The organism is Photobacterium minamisatsumaniensis, assembly GCF_050336695.1.
Taxonomy (GTDB): domain Bacteria; phylum Pseudomonadota; class Gammaproteobacteria; order Enterobacterales; family Vibrionaceae; genus Photobacterium; species Photobacterium minamisatsumaniensis.
Genome location: NZ_JAKJSI010000015.1, coordinates 62,350 through 79,138, shown reverse-complemented (window position 1 = coordinate 79,138; position 16,789 = coordinate 62,350). Strand labels below are relative to the sequence as shown.

The 16,789-nt window shown below is 45.1% G+C and carries 13 protein-coding genes and 2 tRNA genes; 12 read left to right on the top strand and 3 right to left on the bottom strand.

Going from position 1 to position 16,789, the window contains the following annotated elements; translation table 11 throughout:
• Positions 1-463 precede the first annotated feature (463 nt).
• The 3 genes from carA to L4D78_RS07470 all read left to right on the top strand — a co-directional run bounded on the left by carA (position 464) and on the right by L4D78_RS07470 (position 6,256).
• A complete protein-coding gene (carA, locus tag L4D78_RS07480) occupies positions 464-1,603 on the top strand; it encodes a glutamine-hydrolyzing carbamoyl-phosphate synthase small subunit (RefSeq protein WP_428466325.1) in 1,140 nt (379 codons plus the stop codon).
• 17 nt (positions 1,604-1,620) lie between these two features.
• On the top strand, positions 1,621-4,845 hold the full coding sequence (gene carB, locus L4D78_RS07475; RefSeq protein WP_428466324.1) for a carbamoyl-phosphate synthase large subunit: 3,225 nt from the start codon (positions 1,621-1,623) through the stop codon (positions 4,843-4,845).
• 556 nt (positions 4,846-5,401) lie between these two features.
• Positions 5,402-6,256: a magnesium transporter gene (locus L4D78_RS07470; protein WP_428466323.1), complete on the top strand. Its 855-nt coding sequence runs from the start codon at positions 5,402-5,404 to the stop codon at positions 6,254-6,256.
• 103 nt (positions 6,257-6,359) lie between these two features.
• On the opposite strand, the gene dacB is transcribed toward L4D78_RS07470, so the two are convergent.
• Both dacB and L4D78_RS07460 read right to left on the bottom strand, forming a co-directional pair.
• Positions 6,360-7,778 carry a serine-type D-Ala-D-Ala carboxypeptidase gene (gene dacB, locus L4D78_RS07465; RefSeq protein ID WP_428466322.1) on the bottom strand — a complete coding sequence of 473 codons (1,419 nt, stop codon included), beginning with the start codon at positions 7,776-7,778 and terminating at the stop codon, positions 6,360-6,362.
• A 114-nt stretch (positions 7,779-7,892) separates the two neighbouring features.
• Entirely contained in the window at positions 7,893-8,888 is a 996-nt protein-coding gene (locus tag L4D78_RS07460; protein ID WP_428466321.1) for a porin, read from the bottom strand.
• A 755-nt stretch (positions 8,889-9,643) separates the two neighbouring features.
• On the opposite strand from L4D78_RS07460, the gene greA reads away from it, so the two are divergent.
• Positions 9,644-10,117, top strand: a complete 474-nt coding sequence (greA, locus tag L4D78_RS07455; RefSeq protein ID WP_428466320.1) for a transcription elongation factor GreA — start codon at positions 9,644-9,646, stop codon at positions 10,115-10,117.
• A gap of 90 nt (positions 10,118-10,207) precedes the next feature.
• Here greA and yhbY read toward each other — a convergent pair whose 3' ends face one another.
• Positions 10,208-10,504: a ribosome assembly RNA-binding protein YhbY gene (gene yhbY, locus L4D78_RS07450; protein WP_428456400.1), complete on the bottom strand. Its 297-nt coding sequence runs from the start codon at positions 10,502-10,504 to the stop codon at positions 10,208-10,210.
• A gap of 228 nt (positions 10,505-10,732) precedes the next feature.
• On the opposite strand from yhbY, the gene L4D78_RS07445 reads away from it, so the two are divergent.
• The 8 genes from L4D78_RS07445 to rimP all read left to right on the top strand — a co-directional run bounded on the left by L4D78_RS07445 (position 10,733) and on the right by rimP (position 16,783).
• On the top strand, positions 10,733-11,011 hold the full coding sequence (locus L4D78_RS07445) for an SAM-dependent methyltransferase (protein WP_428466404.1): 279 nt from the start codon (positions 10,733-10,735) through the stop codon (positions 11,009-11,011).
• Between the two features lie 40 nt (positions 11,012-11,051).
• Positions 11,052-13,019 carry an ATP-dependent zinc metalloprotease FtsH gene (ftsH, locus tag L4D78_RS07440; protein ID WP_428466319.1) on the top strand — a complete coding sequence of 656 codons (1,968 nt, stop codon included), beginning with the start codon at positions 11,052-11,054 and terminating at the stop codon, positions 13,017-13,019.
• Between the two features lie 140 nt (positions 13,020-13,159).
• Positions 13,160-13,990 carry a dihydropteroate synthase gene (gene folP / locus L4D78_RS07435; protein WP_428466318.1) on the top strand — a complete coding sequence of 277 codons (831 nt, stop codon included), beginning with the start codon at positions 13,160-13,162 and terminating at the stop codon, positions 13,988-13,990.
• 59 nt (positions 13,991-14,049) lie between these two features.
• Entirely contained in the window at positions 14,050-15,387 is a 1,338-nt protein-coding gene (gene glmM, locus L4D78_RS07430; protein WP_428466317.1) for a phosphoglucosamine mutase, read from the top strand.
• A 195-nt stretch (positions 15,388-15,582) separates the two neighbouring features.
• Entirely contained in the window at positions 15,583-15,915 is a 333-nt protein-coding gene (gene secG, locus L4D78_RS07425) for a preprotein translocase subunit SecG (RefSeq protein WP_428466316.1), read from the top strand.
• Positions 15,916-15,926: 11 nt separating this feature from the next.
• A tRNA-Leu gene (locus L4D78_RS07420) sits at positions 15,927-16,011 on the top strand.
• Positions 16,012-16,070: 59 nt separating this feature from the next.
• Positions 16,071-16,147 (top strand) — tRNA-Met (locus tag L4D78_RS07415).
• Positions 16,148-16,327: 180 nt separating this feature from the next.
• Positions 16,328-16,783: a ribosome maturation factor RimP gene (gene rimP / locus L4D78_RS07410; protein WP_428456395.1), complete on the top strand. Its 456-nt coding sequence runs from the start codon at positions 16,328-16,330 to the stop codon at positions 16,781-16,783.
• Positions 16,784-16,789: the final 6 nt, after the last annotated feature.

The following is a 16,789-nucleotide window of genomic DNA, read 5'->3' as shown; positions in this document are numbered from 1 at the left end:
CATAAAATCCTAAAAGAGGGCTTGTCATTCATTTTATTGGATACATAAAACCGCATGTATTTTAACCCTTTTGTTAGGTTATAGTTTTGCGCCGCTCAAGCGTTTATTCATCCCAGAGCCTTAAAATAGTATGTTTACTTGGTGTTTTTGTGGGTTTTATCTCAAGAAGAGTGCCGAGTTGTTGCGCAAAAAAAAAGCAAACGATAAAACGGATCTTGCCTCACACAAAGCGACTTTAAACAGAGACAATTCTGTGCATTTTTTATGTTTAGAGCGAATTCCGGCTTGAAACTTCTGTAATGTGGATTTATTTTGGCGGAAAAGTTGACAGGGTCCACTCTGAAACATAGAATGCGCGCAATTTGTCAAAATTGCGCTTGACTCGGTTTTTGACGTTGTATGGAATGGGTAATTGCAAGTTTATCTGTTTTGATTGCATTTTTATTATTTTTTGGAGGTTGTCTTGAGCAAATTAGCACTGTTAGTCCTAGAAGATGGGACAGTGTTCCGCGGCGTGTCCATTGGGGCAGATGGTTCGGCCGTTGGTGAAGTTGTTTTTAATACCTCGATGACGGGGTATCAGGAAATTCTCACTGACCCTTCTTACTCTCAACAAATTGTTACTCTTACTTATCCCCATATTGGCAACACCGGAACCAATTCCGAAGACGAAGAATCAACTTCAATCCATGCGCAAGGCTTGGTAATTCGTGATCTCCCTCTTATTGCTTCAAACTTCCGCTGTGAACAAACTCTTTCTGATTACTTAAAATCACAAAATATCGTTGGTATTGCAGATATTGATACCCGTAAGCTGACACGAATTCTTCGTGAGAAAGGTGCACAAAACGGTTGTGTGGTTGCAGGCAACAATCTTGACGAAGCGCTAGCATTAGCGAAAGCGAAAGATTTCCCTGGTCTGAAGGGCATGGACTTAGCAAAAGAAGTCACAACGTCTGAAGCATATACTTGGAAACAAGGCTCTTGGACGCTAGAAGGCGGTTTACCTGCAGCTAAAGATGACAGTGAGCTACCATTCCATGTTGTCGCGTATGATTTTGGTGCCAAGCGTAACATCCTACGCATGCTGGTTGACCGAGGCTGTCGCCTAACGGTTGTTCCTGCTCAAACGTCTGCAGAAGACGTATTAGCAATGAATCCAGACGGCGTGTTCTTATCGAACGGCCCTGGTGACCCAGAACCATGTTCTTACGCAATTGAAGCAACCAAGACATTCCTTGAGAAAGGCCTACCAGTATTTGGTATCTGTCTTGGCCACCAAATTCTTGCTCTGGCAAGTGGCGCTCAAACAGTAAAAATGAAATTTGGTCACCACGGTGCGAACCACCCTGTTAAAGACCTAGACCGTGATGTCGTTATGATCACTGCACAGAACCACGGTTTTGCAGTCGATGAAGCGAGCCTACCAGAGCACTTACGAGCAACTCATAAATCATTGTTTGATGGCTCATTACAAGGTATTCACCGTACGGATAAGCCAGCATTTAGCTTCCAAGGTCACCCAGAAGCGAGTCCTGGTCCACACGATGCCGCACCATTGTTTGATCACTTTATCGAATTGCTAAAAAAGCACAGCGCCTAAGTCCGGAGTAGTAAAAGATGCCAAAACGTAATGATATTAAAAGTATTCTGATTCTAGGTGCTGGCCCGATTGTTATCGGTCAGGCTTGTGAATTTGACTACTCGGGTGCACAAGCGTGTAAAGCACTTCGTGAAGAAGGCTACCGTGTAATTCTTGTCAACTCGAACCCAGCAACAATCATGACTGACCCAGACATGGCTGATGCGACTTACATCGAACCGATCCACTGGGAAGTGGTTCGTAAAATCATTGAAAAAGAACGTCCAGATGCAGTTCTGCCTACTATGGGTGGCCAAACAGCATTGAACTGTGCGCTTGACCTTGAAAAGCACGGTGTACTGGCTGAGTTCGGCGTTGAAATGATTGGCGCAACGGCTGACGCAATTGATAAAGCAGAAGACCGTTCTCGCTTTGATAAAGCGATGAAATCAATCGGCCTTGAGTGTCCTCGTGCTGATACAGCAAAAACAATGGAAGAAGCATACCGCGTTCAAGAGATGGTTGGCTTCCCTTGTATCATTCGTCCTTCTTTCACTATGGGTGGTACCGGTGGCGGTATTGCGTATAACAAAGAAGAGTTCGAAGAGATTTGTCGTCGTGGCCTTGATTTGTCACCGACGAACGAACTGCTTATCGATGAATCATTGATCGGCTGGAAAGAATACGAAACAGAAGTTGTTCGTGACAAAAATGATAACTGTATCATTGTTTGTACGATTGAAAACTTCGATGCAATGGGTATCCACACGGGTGACTCGATCACAGTTGCACCGGCCCAAACACTAACAGACAAAGAATACCAGCTAATGCGTAATGCATCGCTAGCAGTATTACGTGAGATTGGTGTTGAAACGGGTGGTTCAAACGTTCAGTTTGGTATTAACCCAAAAGATGGCCGTATGGTTATCATCGAGATGAACCCACGCGTATCGCGTTCTTCGGCACTAGCATCAAAAGCAACAGGTTTCCCGATTGCCAAAATCGCAGCGAAACTAGCGGTTGGCTTTACGCTTGATGAGCTGATGAATGACATCACTGGTGGCGCAACACCGGCTTCATTCGAACCAACTATCGACTACGTTGTTACGAAGATCCCTCGTTTTAACTTCGAAAAGTTTGTTGGTGCTAATGACCGCCTGACTACACAAATGAAGTCAGTTGGTGAGGTAATGGCGATTGGCCGTAACCAACAAGAATCAATGCAAAAAGCACTGCGCGGCTTAGAAGTTGGTGCAAATGGCTTTGATGAGATGGTTGACTTAGACGCACCAGATGCGCTAACAACCATTCGCCATGAACTAAAAGATGCGGGCTCTGAGCGTATTTGGTACATCGCCGATGCATTCCGTGCTGGCATGTCAGTCGATGGCGTATTCAACCTAACCAATGTTGACCGTTGGTTCTTGGTACAAATCGAAGATCTTGTTAAAGAAGAGCAAGCAGTTAAAGAGGGCGGTTTTGCCGGCCTGAACGCAACGGTATTACGTAAACTTAAGCGTAAAGGCTTTGCTGATGCTCGTCTTGCAGCACTGCTTGGCGTAGCAGAGTCAGAAATCCGTAGGTTACGTGACCAATTTGATATCCACCCGGTTTACAAGCGTGTTGATACCTGTGCGGCAGAGTTCTCATCTGACACCGCTTACATGTACTCATCATACGATGAAGAGTGTGAAGCACAACCAACAGATAACGACAAAATCATGGTACTTGGTGGCGGTCCAAACCGTATCGGCCAAGGTATCGAATTTGACTACTGTTGTGTACATGCATCATTAGCATTACGTGAAGATGGTTACGAAACCATTATGGTTAACTGTAACCCAGAAACGGTATCGACTGATTACGATACGTCTGACCGTCTATACTTCGAGCCAGTAACTCTGGAAGATGTATTGGCTATCGCACGTGTTGAAAAGCCGAAAGGCGTTATCGTTCAATACGGTGGTCAAACGCCATTGAAATTGGCTCGTGCACTAGAAGCGGCAGGCGTGCCAATTATTGGTACTAGCCCTGATGCGATTGACCGTGCAGAAGACCGTGAGCGCTTCCAAGCGGCAGTTGATCGTCTAGGCTTGCTACAGCCAGAAAATGCGACTGTAACTGCAATGGAACAAGCTGTTGAGAAATCAAAAGAAATTGGTTTCCCTCTCGTTGTTCGTCCGTCGTATGTTCTAGGTGGTCGTGCGATGGAAATCGTATACGATGAGCAAGACTTACGCCGTTACTTCAACGAAGCCGTTAGCGTTTCAAATGAATCACCAGTACTACTTGACCGCTTCCTTGATGATGCGATTGAAGTGGATGTTGATGCTATCTGTGATGGTGAGCGCGTGGTTATCGGCGGTATCATGGAGCACATCGAGCAAGCTGGTGTTCACTCTGGTGACTCAGCATGTTCATTACCAGCTTATACGTTAAGTAAAGAAATCCAAGATGTAATGCGTCAGCAGGTTGAAAAGCTGGCCTTTGAACTGGGTGTTCGCGGCCTGATGAATACTCAGTTCGCGGTTAAAGACAATGAAGTTTATCTCATTGAAGTTAACCCGCGTGCAGCACGTACTGTCCCGTTTGTTTCTAAAGCAACAGGTGCACCTCTGGCGAAAATTGCAGCGCGTGTAATGGCTGGTCAGTCTCTTGAGTCGCAAGGCTTTACCAAAGAGATTATTCCACCTTACTACTCAGTGAAAGAAGTTGTGCTGCCATTCAACAAATTCCCAGGTGTTGACCCACTGTTAGGCCCAGAGATGCGCTCTACCGGTGAAGTGATGGGTGTTGGTGATACGTTTGCTGAAGCCTTTGCTAAAGCTGAGCTTGGTTGTAGTAAAGAGAAGCAAGCAAAAGGCCGTGCACTGCTGTCTGTTCGTGGTAACGACAAGCAACGTGTTGTTGACCTGGCTTCTAAGCTGGTTAAACAAGGTTATGAGCTTGATGCTACACACGGCACAGCTGTTGTACTTGGTGAAGCTGGCATTAACCCTCGTTTGGTTAACAAGGTACACGAAGGTCGTCCCCATATTCTTGACCGTATCAAGAACAATGAGTACACCTACATCGTGAACACCGCTGAAGGCCGTCAAGCGATTGAAGATTCTAAAGTACTTCGTCGTGGCGCGCTGGCAGAGAAGGTGAACTACACCACAACGCTAAATGCTGCGTTTGCAACGTGCATGGCATGGAGTGCAGATGACCGTAACAAGGTAACTTCAGTTCAAGAGCTTCATGCTCGCCTGAAAGATGCATAATTAGCATTGATTCAAATTGATAATGGCCTGCTTATGCAGGCCATTTTTTTATCTATGGGTTGTTTGGAGTGCGGTTAAAAAATCGACATTGGAAACATAAAATTCAAACTAGTGTCATAGTCTTGTGAATGTGTTAACTCATTAATATTTTGTGTTGTTTATAATGCAAATATTGCTTGAACTGATTACTGAATTGCGTAGAATTAGCCGCGTCGTATAAACGGCACTTATTCTTTGGAGACTTTAATGAACGATACCGACCATCCCCCGAGTATGAAGGTGGAAAATCAAACCTGTTAATGGTGTCGTCGGTCTCTAATTTCCGAACCACCCTCAGGTTCGGAATAGTCTGTTCTCTTTATCACTTCTGATAATCTTTTTAAGACAAACTTTTCCTCGATTTTCTTGCCGTATTCTCAATAATGAATGTTTTTAACATAGCGTAACTGTGCGTGATTTTCGTGGCTTTACTCAAGCCTTGAGATTTGATGTAGCACGTACTTTATGTTGGATGTATTCTGGTGGTCGTTACTGTTAGCCAATCGGGAGATTCGCCATGGCGGTAATGAACTATGCAGCTGATGCTGCACTGGTAAATGAAAATTTAGCTCAGAACGATGTTCTAGCTGTTCGTAATGCATTTTTGAAATATGACATCAATGAGCAAGCAAAATTGCTCATTAAAATGCCGATGTCTGAAGCAATTGCCATGCTGCATGAGGTGCCTCTGCGCCATGTACAGAAGTTGCTTGATCTACTTGATGAAATGGATGAAGAAGTTTGTATGCGTCACTTGGCCAATGGTCTTGGTTTGATTTGTTCTGAAGCCGAGCCTGCAGGACACTACTTACAAAACAGTGTCTTTAGTCATGTGCGTGAACGCATTGGCTGGATTGTTGGCTTAGCATTGTTAGGCATTGTCTCTGGTTTGATCATTTCACACTATGAAGACACGCTAAGTCAGCTAGTCTTACTGGCTATTTATATGCCGGTAATCGCAGCTGCTGGTGGTAATACAGGCTCTCAAGCGGCTACATTGGTGGTTAGGGCCCTCGCGATGGAAGAAATACGCTGTCGCGATTGGGTTAAAGTAATGTGGAAAGAATTTCGCGTCGCGTTAGTGATCGCCGGTGTTCTGGCGACGGTTATTTTTAGCCGAGTGATGATGTTCAGTGATAGCTCTTCGCTTCCCGCGGGTATGCAGTTAATCGATATCGCAATGGCGATTGGTGTCGCTATTTCAATGCAGGTGGTACTGTCGACGACTGTGGGTGGCGTACTCCCTATGGTTGCTCGAGCATGCAAGCTCGATCCTGCAGTATTGGTAAGCCCGGTTTTAGCCTCCGTGGTTGATATTACCGGTATGATCATCTACTTCAAGACGGTAAATCTGTTTTTGGGGTTAGCTTAAACGTAAGTCAAAGGCAAAACCCAAACAAAGAATCATTGATTAAAGCGAGTGGCTTGATAAACCACTCGCTTTTTTGTTTGGGTTTTAACCAGTAAGACTGAACTTAATAGCGTTCATATAATTCGCGGTACAACTGCCTTTCAAATGCTTCAATCGGGGGGGCTACCTTTGGTGCATTCTCATCACGTTGAGGTGGGTGGTAGTTTGTCACCATCTGGACAAAGATAAGCGTTTTACCTGACTTTGCTTTTAACGTACCTGTCAGATTGTACGTGCCATACAGCGACCCACTCTTTGCATTAATTACGCCCTTTAACGGTGCCTGTCGTAGGCTCTGGCGATAACGTAACGTGCCGCTTTGCCCACTGACTGGCAGGGTATCAAGCAGCTGTAACTGCTTATCGTGTCGGTAAAAGTAAGTGATCACTTCGGCCATTGTGCTCGCAGTTATTCGGTTGTTGCGTGATAACCCCGAACCATCAACCAAAATGCTATCGGTAAGATCAATACCTGTGTGTTCTTTAATAATTGCCTTGATGGCTGCCGTACCATTCGTAAAGCTACCTGGTTGTTGATAATAACGAGCGCCGAGTGTTTTGGTTAGGTTGTCAGCGATCAGGTTATCTGATGCCTTCATCATGGTATCAAGCAGCTCAGGAAGTGGTTTTGAGTAGTGAGCTGCGATGAGCTTTCCCTGTGCTCGGTCATCACGCTTCACTGTGCCTTTAAGTCCAATCCCCTGATTACTTAGTTCACGTTCAACCACCTCACTGATATAGCGCGTTGTATTCTGCACCGCGAAATTTAGTGGCAGGGGCTTGTCGCGTTGAATCAGGCAGCCATTAAGCTGGTAGTTATTGTTTTGGCCTGCAATAAGCTCTAAATCGCAATGCTTTTGTTTTTGCTGCTCTTTACTTGTGACTTTGGCGGCTGTTGTGACCGTAATAGGCTGGTGGCGTGGAACATTGACTCGGGTATTTTCGCCAATAGGCTTATTGCTATATAGCGCGCCCTGTACGCAATTGTGCTCAAGGCTAAGGCTACTTGCTGGGGCACTGTAGCAAACCCCTAGAATATCCCAAGGCCAGCCTGCTGCGCGCTCATAACCTGAAAATTGACTGCCATTGAGCAGTATATCCCCTTGAATGGTAGTAATGCCTTTCCGTTTGATTTGTTTGATTAATCCCGATAAGTCACTGCGCATTAGGGTTGGATCACCACTAAAACGAATGATCACATCGTCGTTAGATTGCTCTATTTGGGTGCTGAATCGAAAATCTGCTGGCAGATAATGCTTAGCGGCAAGTGCCGTAATGGTTTTCTGGATACTGGCAGGGGGCTGGTAGCGTTCTTCGCGCTGCTGGTAAAGCGTGCGACCACTATCGGCATCAATGACCACTAAGGCGGTATCATGGCCTGCTGGTAGTATAGAGAGCGTGTTATCTAAAGAAAGGGAGTTACCTTCAGCTAAGCTCTGGTGAGCGGTTAGCGAAAGCAGCGCGATAATAAATATACGAAGCATGATGAACCTATAAAGGTATTAGGCGACAGGGATAGCCATCATCATAAAACAAAAAAATGCAGACCCGAAGGCCTGCATTCTATTTGCTTGTAACGCTTTTAATCCAAAGTGGGATTAGAAATCGTAACGTGCACCTAGTACGAACTCGTCAGATGCAGCAGCGTTGCCAACATCTTTCTTGTCTAACATGTTGAACTTGTACGAAGCGTAAGTACGGAAGTTCTTGTTAAAGTAGTGAGTTGCGTCAATAGCAACAGAGTCTTTAAGGTCAGAGTCGCTACCAGAAGCCTTTGAGTCTTCTAGGTAGTTGTAAGTTGCAACAAATACAGTTTTACCGTATGTGTACGCTGCAGCAAATTCGTAACCAGTTGATTCAGCAATTAGCTCGCCGCCAACAACTGTGTTGCGTGAATCTTGGTATAGACCTGCAACGTAGATGTCACCAAACGTGTAAGAAAGGCCACCAAATGCTTGCTTGCCAGTCTTATCTTGACCGTCTTGACCTTCTTGCTCACCGTAACCAGCACCGAACGCTAGACCCATGTCTAGAGCGTAGATACCACCGATAGAGTAGCCGTTGTTGTCAAAAGACTTAGTCTCAGAATCATCAAATACGTAGTTAGCTTTAACCGTTAGGTTATCGCCCATGATGTCGAAAGAACCCACGTATGCTAGGTTGTTGCCAACACGGTCAGCAGCAGCGATTTTGTTACCAGCTTCGTTACCGTGGTAAGACATGATATCAGTCATGTCAGTGATCATGCCTAGAGAACCGTCAGTTTTACCGTAACGAACTTGACCGAAGTCACCACCGATACCTGCGTTGATGTGACGGTGGTTTACATCGTTACCGTCTGTGTACTCAGCTTCGTAGAAACCAAGTGCGTATACAGTGTCAGTGATGTCTGTTTTACCAGCGATGTTTAGACGTACACGAGATGCGTCAGATACTTTGCTATCGCCAAGATCGTTATCAGCCATTACTGCACGAGCTTCAAAACGACCGCCAACAGCTAGGCTAGATGTTTCGTCAGAGTAAACTTCTGCAGCTGTTGCTACTGAAGAGATAGATGCTGCTGCTACTGCTAGAGCAATCAGTTTCTTGTTCATTGTCGAATCCTTTTGGAATTATTTTGATGTATGCATACATATCTGTGCTAAATGCATGGTGTTCTTTTTACTTTGTCTAGACGGCAAGAGTTAGTAAAAAATTCTTAAAAATTCCAATGGCTCAAGTGGTACTGGGGGTTGCTGTGCTACTTTTCCTTTTAAAATGAGTGCCTTATAGTTAATTGTAAAAGTTCCATTTACATGTGGTTTTTTAGTGGTATTTAGGTTTTTTTTTAGGTTTTTTGTGGTTTAAATATTTATTGCTTGATGTGTTTTTGTGATGTTCTGCACGTTAAAAAAGTTGATTTTGTGGGTTATTTGTACGTTGTTGTATTGGGTGGATGAAGCGGATAAGTGACTGTTAGCGTATGCACTAACGATTAGATGGCACGAGAAGGRGGGGGGGGGGAAGTCTGTGGAGTATACATTTAGTGTCGATATGAACAGGCTTATTTCATTCATGGCAGCCATGGTTGATACTCAAATAAAGAAGGTGTCCGACAAGCCGTCTCTTATAAGGCACCGACTACCCTTTCTCATCGTTGAAAGGCGTTTGCCAATGCTCAACGTATTTTTCTTTCATGAGTTACTTGGAAAAATTGAAACCTGTTTGAATCACAGGTGATCTTCGGCGTATCTTTGTTTAGAATGGTTAGGTTCCCTATTAACAATTTGTAAGTTCGGTGATGGTGCCGAGCTGGCTTTTTTTTGTCTTTAATGGCTGTTGCTATTAAGGCGTTGAGGTAAGTAAATTTATGGATAAAATCCCAATGACAGTTCGTGGCGAGAAGCTGCTACGTGAAGAACTGGAAGTATTGATGAAGCGTCGCCCAATTATTTCTCAAGCAATTGGCGAAGCTCGTGAACTCGGTGACCTTAAAGAAAATGCAGAATACCATGCTGCACGTGAAGAGCAGGGCATTTGCGAAGCGCAAATTCGCGATATCGAATATAAGCTATCGGTATCTCAGGTGATTGATGTCACAAAAATAAACAATACCGGTAAGGTCATTTTCGGTGTCACCGTGACGCTGATTGATGTTGATACAGAAGAAGAAGTGACATACCAAATTGTTGGTGACGACGAGGCTGATATTAAAGCGGGCCGTATTTCGGTGAATTCACCGATCGCACGTGGCTTAATTGGTAAAATGCAAGATGAAGAAGTTGTCATCACAACGCCGGGTGGTCAGCGTGAATTTGAAATTTCAGAAGTGGCTTATTGCTAACAGTTTTGTTAGTAAATATGACTGGAAGCAATAAATCACGGCTTTCCATGCCATGATTAGGTATAAAAAAGGCCGCAGCGGCGGCCTTTTTTATTTGCGAGGAAGCTCGATTTTACGTTCTTCGCTCTGGCGGTAAAGAACTAATGTCTTACCGATAACCTGAACTTTCTCAGCTTTGGTTTCGCGGACAATTGCGTCAACGATCAAAACCTTGGTCTCACGCTCTTCAGCTGCGATTTTAACCTTGATGAGTTCATGGTGGTTAAGTGCTAGTTCAATTTCAGCCAATACTGCTTCAGTTAGGCCATTTGCACCCATAAGGACAACAGGTTTTAGGTTGTGAGCAATACCTTTTAGGTGTTGCTTCTGCTTGGTGCTTAGATTCATGTCGACTCTATTTATATATTAGGGTTGAAAACACGGTATTCTAACGCCATATAGTCTAGAAGACTAATTTGTTTAGTATACGCCATCGATTCAGTGGCTGAGTATGCTTAATTAGTAGCCAAACTCATTAGCTTAATCATGAGTAGAAAAAAGCAGTCGGCTAGTTCTGGCCGTTGGCTGAAAGAGCATTTGATGATAAATATGTTCTAGAGGCGCAAAAAAGAGGCTATCGCTCTCGTGCTTTCGGATATGGCGCCGAACATGAGTGGCAACGTGGCTTCAGATCAGCCTAGAGCAATGTATCTTGTTGAACTAGCATTAGATATGTGTAGGCAAGTACTGGCACCCAATGGCAGCTTTGCGGTAAAAGTTTTCCAAGGTGAAGGCTTTGACCAATATCTGGCAGATGTGAGCAGTATGTTTAAAGTAGTCAAAATTCGTAAACCTGATTCTTCACGAGATCGTTCTCGTGAGGTATATATTGTGGCTACAGGTTATAAACTGTAGTACCCTAAATTCATCTATTAGTTATCGCGGGGTTAACACCTTGAGTGACATGGCAAAAAACTTGATTTTGTGGTTGGTCATCGCTGTGGTTCTGATGTCTGTTTTTCAGAGCTTCGGTCCAGGTGATAGTGCTGGCCGTCAAGTCGACTATACAACCTTTGTCCGTGAAATCGGTCAGGATCAGATAAGGGAAGTACGATTCAATGATCGTGAAATTACCGTATACAAACGTGATAACTCGCGATACGTCACTTATCTACCTGTCTATAACGATCAAAAGCTGTTAGACGACCTTATTAACGCTAACGTAAAAGTAATGGGCACACCGCCTGAAGAGCCAAGCCTACTGGCTTCAATCTTCATATCGTGGTTCCCAATGTTACTTCTCATCGGTGTTTGGATTTTCTTTATGCGCCAAATGCAGGGCGGCGGTGGCAAAGGCGCCATGTCGTTCGGTAAGTCTAAAGCTCGAATGATGGGTGAAGACCAAATCAAAACACTGTTTACTGATGTAGCAGGTTGTGATGAAGCTAAAGAAGACGTAAAAGAACTGGTTGACTATCTGCGTGATCCTAGCCGCTTCCAGAAGTTGGGTGGTAAGATCCCAACGGGTGTGCTGCTGGTTGGTCCTCCAGGTACGGGTAAAACGCTGCTTGCAAAAGCCATTGCGGGTGAAGCAAAAGTACCATTCTTTACCATTTCGGGTTCTGATTTTGTTGAAATGTTTGTTGGTGTGGGTGCATCCCGTGTCCGCGACATGTTTGAACAAGCGAAGAAAGCAGCACCTTGTATTATTTTCATCGATGAGATTGATGCAGTCGGTCGTCAGCGTGGTGCTGGTGTTGGCGGTGGTCATGATGAACGTGAGCAAACGCTGAACCAAATGCTGGTAGAGATGGATGGCTTTGAAGGTAACGAAGGTATTATCGTTATCGCTGCAACTAACCGTCCAGATGTTCTTGACCCTGCACTACTTCGCCCTGGTCGTTTCGACCGTCAGGTTGTAGTTGGTCTACCGGATGTTCGTGGTCGTGAGCAGATCCTAAAAGTGCATATGCGTAAAGTACCGCTTGATGGTGATGTGAAACCTGAATTGATTGCACGTGGTACACCAGGCTTCTCTGGTGCAGACCTTGCAAACCTTGTGAACGAAGCTGCGCTATTTGCTGCTCGTGGTAACAAGCGTACAGTTTCAATGATTGAGTTCGAATTGGCGAAAGACAAAATCATGATGGGCGCAGAGCGTAAATCAATGGTTATGTCTGAAGACCAGAAAGAATCAACAGCCTACCATGAAGCAGGCCACGCCATTATTGGTCGTTTGGTACCTGATCATGACCCTGTTTACAAAGTGTCTATCATTCCTCGTGGTCGTGCGCTTGGTGTAACCATGTACTTGCCTGAGCAAGATCGTGTTAGCCATTCGCGTGAATTCCTTGAGTCGATGATTTCAAGCTTGTACGGTGGTCGTTTGGCTGAAGAGCTTATCTACGGCGTTGATAAAGTATCAACGGGTGCGTCGAATGATATCGAACGCGCCACAGACATTGCCCGCAAGATGGTGACTCAGTGGGGTTTCTCTGACAAGCTAGGTCCATTACTTTACGCTGAAGATGAAGGTGAGGTTTTCCTTGGCCGTTCAGTGACTCAAAGTAAGCACATGTCAGACGATACGGCGAAGCTTATCGATAATGAAGTTCGTACGCTTATTGACCGCAACTATGAGCGAGCACGTGAAATCCTTGAGCAAAATATGGATATCATGCACGCAATGAAAGATGCGTTAATGAAGTACGAAACGATTGATGCTGGTCAAATTGATGACCTCATGGAGCGTAAGACAGTTATTCGAGCACCAAAAGGCTGGGGTAACGAAGACGACACCATGAAATCTACTGACGAGTCAGCAAAAGAGGAAAAAGCGGAGGAAGCACCAACGGCTTCTGAAGATACCTCTGAGGCTCAACCAGTACAAAATAAAGAAGACGATACCAAGCCTCAGGCTTAATCATCGCTTTGATATACCAAACCCCGGCTTAGGTCGGGGTTTTTTATTTGCGCTGAGTAATTAAAATAGATTAACCATAATTTGATACGCCAGTGCGATAATTTGCCAGTGATCGTTAAGGCATGTTTAGGAGCAAGGTTGTGATACTGACCAGCAAGGATAAAACCCTCAATTTGTCGCGTCCTCATACGATGGGGATTCTGAATGTGACGCCAGACTCTTTTTCTGATGGCGGCCAGTTTAACCACCTTGATAATGCATTGTTCCATGTAGAGCGTATGTTAGACGCCGGTACTAGCATCATTGATATTGGTGGTGAATCGACCCGGCCAGGCGCTGCTGATGTAGAGCTAGCGCAAGAGTTAGACCGTGTTGTTCCTGTTATTGAGGCGATACGCCGACGATTTGACTGTTGGGTGTCAATTGATACGAGTAAGCCCCAAGTGATGGTTGAGGCGGTGAGCGCGGGCGCAGACTTGATCAATGATGTGCGGGCACTGCAAGAGCAGGGCGCATTGCAAGCAGCAGCCAGTGCTGGTGTACCTATATGTTTGATGCATATGCAAGGTCAACCACGTACAATGCAAAGCCTGCCAAACTATCAGGATGTTATCGCTGATGTGGGTGATTTTCTTACTGAACGCGTTAATGCTTGTGAGCAGGTAGGCATTTTGCGTAACCAGCTTTTACTTGATCCTGGCTACGGCTTTGGCAAAACATTAGAACATAATTACCAATTGCTTGCGCAGTTGGATCAGTTTCATCGTTTTGGATTACCCTTACTAGTTGGGATGTCGCGTAAATCGATGATTTTTAAATTACTCAATAAACAACCTGCTGACTGCCTGGCGGGCAGTCTTGCTTGTGCGGCAATCGCTGCAATGAAAGGCGCACAAATTATCCGAGTACATGATGCTCAGGAAACCGTTGATGTGCTGAAAGTATGCGAGATGACGCTGTCACAAGGGTAAGTGCTTATTCACTTACCGGTAGGTGAGCAAATAAATGATAAATTGGCTAGGAGCGAATAATGTCTGAACGTAAGTTCTTTGGTACCGATGGAATACGTGGTTTAGTTGGCCAGGCTCCAATTACACCTGATTTTGTTTTGAAACTGGGGTGGGCGGCTGGTCGCGTATTGGCGAAGCAAGGCACCAAAAAAGTTATCATCGGTAAAGATACGCGTATCTCGGGCTACATGTTGGAATCTGCGCTAGAAGCAGGTTTAGCGGCTGCAGGTCTACAAGCGGCTTTCACTGGCCCCATGCCAACACCAGCGGTTGCCTATCTAACTCGTACATTCCGCGCGGAAGCCGGAATCGTTATTTCTGCCTCTCATAACCCATATTATGACAATGGCATCAAGTTCTTTTCATCGGAAGGTACCAAGTTACCAGATGAAGTTGAGTTAGCGATTGAAGCTGAAATGGAGAAGCCGTTAACGTGCGTTGAATCGGCCATGCTAGGTAAAGCTTACCGTATCAATGATGCAGCTGGTCGTTACATAGAGTTTTGTAAAGGCACCTTCCCTAGCAAGTATGATTTAGCTGGCTATAAAATTGTGGTTGACTGTGCCCACGGTGCAACGTACCACATTGCGCCAAATGTATTGAAAGAGTTGGGGGCAGAAGTCGTCACTATTGGCTGTGAGCCAAATGGTACCAATATCAACGATAAAGTGGGTGCGACTGATGTTGCGGCACTGCAAGCCAAAGTGTTGGAAGAAAAAGCCGACTTCGGTATCGCGTTGGATGGCGATGGCGATCGCGTGATCATGGTCGACGAGGAAGGTAACAAAATCGATGGCGATCAAATTGCCTATATTGTTGCTCGTGATGCCTTACGCCGTGGAGAGTTGAAAGGCGGTGTTGTTGGCACACTAATGACCAACCTAGGAATGGAAAATGCCCTGAAAAACCTCGGTATTCCATTTGTACGCGCTAACGTTGGCGACCGCTATGTGATGGAAGAGCTGAAAAAGCAGGGTTGGCTAATTGGTGCTGAGAATTCAGGCCATGTTATTTTGCTTGATAAAATCACAACGGGTGATGGCATTGTTGCAGGTTTGCAGATTATGGCCTCGATCGTTGGGAGCAAGATGACACTGAAAGAGTTGGCCGATGGCATGACCATGTACCCGCAGGTGTTAGAAAATGTTCGCTTTGCTGGTGAATCTAACCCGTTGGAATCTGATGCTGTACTTTCTGCACAGGCGGCAGCTGAAGCTAAACTAGGTGAAAAAGGGCGAGTGTTATTACGTAAGTCAGGTACTGAGCCTTTGATCCGAGTTATGGTAGAGGGTGAAGATGCTGAGTTAGTACAATCGTCCGCTTTAGCCATAGCCCAAGCCGTGAAAGATAACTGCTAAATAGCATAAAATCTTACATTTAACGCCGGCTTTGCTTACTTATTGGACAAGTGATTCACTGTTATGACTTTTTGTCTAAATTTTACTTGTCAGTAGCGGTGGCTTTCGCTAGTATTTGTCCCGCTCCTTAATTAAGGGGTGCGCTGGCGGTGCTAAAGTAAAGTCGGCACAATAATTTAACCATAGGTGGAACCCATGTACGAAATTCTACTTGTGATTTACCTGGTTGCTGCGCTTGGTGTTATTGGCCTAGTCTTGGTTCAACAAGGTAAAGGCGCAGATATGGGAGCTTCATTTGGGGCTGGCGCATCAGGAACATTGTTCGGCGCAAGCGGCTCTGGAAACTTCCTGACCCGAATGACTGCAGTTTTTGCAACTGTGTTTTTCATTATTAGCCTTGTTCTTGGTAACATGAGCACGAAAAATGCCACACAGACCAGCGGTTGGGAAGACCTAAGTGCCCCAGCAACTGAGCAAACTGTAGAAAAAACTGAGAATGCACCTGTAAATAGCGACATTCCTCAGTAATTAAAGATTTAGCCGAGATGGTGAAATTGGTAGACACGCTAGCATGAGGTGCTAGTGCCGCAAGGTGTAGGGGTTCAAGTCCCCTTCTCGGCACCATTATTCTGGTTACTTGAAAGAGTAACATCTGAGCGTTATAATCGCTTTCAGATTACGGACGCGGGGTGGAGCAGCTTGGTAGCTCGTCGGGCTCATAACCCGAAGGTCGTCGGTTCAAATCCGGCCCCCGCAACCACTTTCCGAAAAAACGACTATCCTATTAAGGATGTATGTTTTTTCTATCACAGCTCAGTGTTGTGATAATCAGGGTCCAGTGATAAAAAACCCCGTAATTCGGGGTTTTTTATTATCTGAAACATGACCATTCAGGTATCTACTGGGCTTTTAGCCCTTTTTTTGTTTCCGGGGGGTTGTTTTGACAGCTTTAGAGATGCAATTGACCGAACTGCTTGAGGCGCCGGTAACGGCAACTGGCTTTGAGTTAGTGGGTTTGGAATTTATTCGTGCCGGTGAGCATTCAACATTACGCGTTTTTATTGATCATGAAGACGGTATTAATGTTGATGCTTGTGCCGAAGTTAGCCGTCAGGTTAGCGCAGTGATGGATGTTGAAGATCCAATCACGGTTGCTTATAACCTGGAGGTATCTTCCCCTGGTCTTGAAAGGCCGCTATTTAAAGCCGCACATTATCAACAGTTTATTGGCCATGAGGTCAGCTTGGTGTTGAAAATGGCGATGGATAACCGTCGCAAGTGGAAAGGTGACATCGTTACCGTTGATGGCGAGCTAGTTACGCTAAAAGTTGATGGCAATGAAGAAACATTTGCACTAAGCAATATTTCCAAGGCCAACCTGGTTCCAAAATTCTAACCGCTA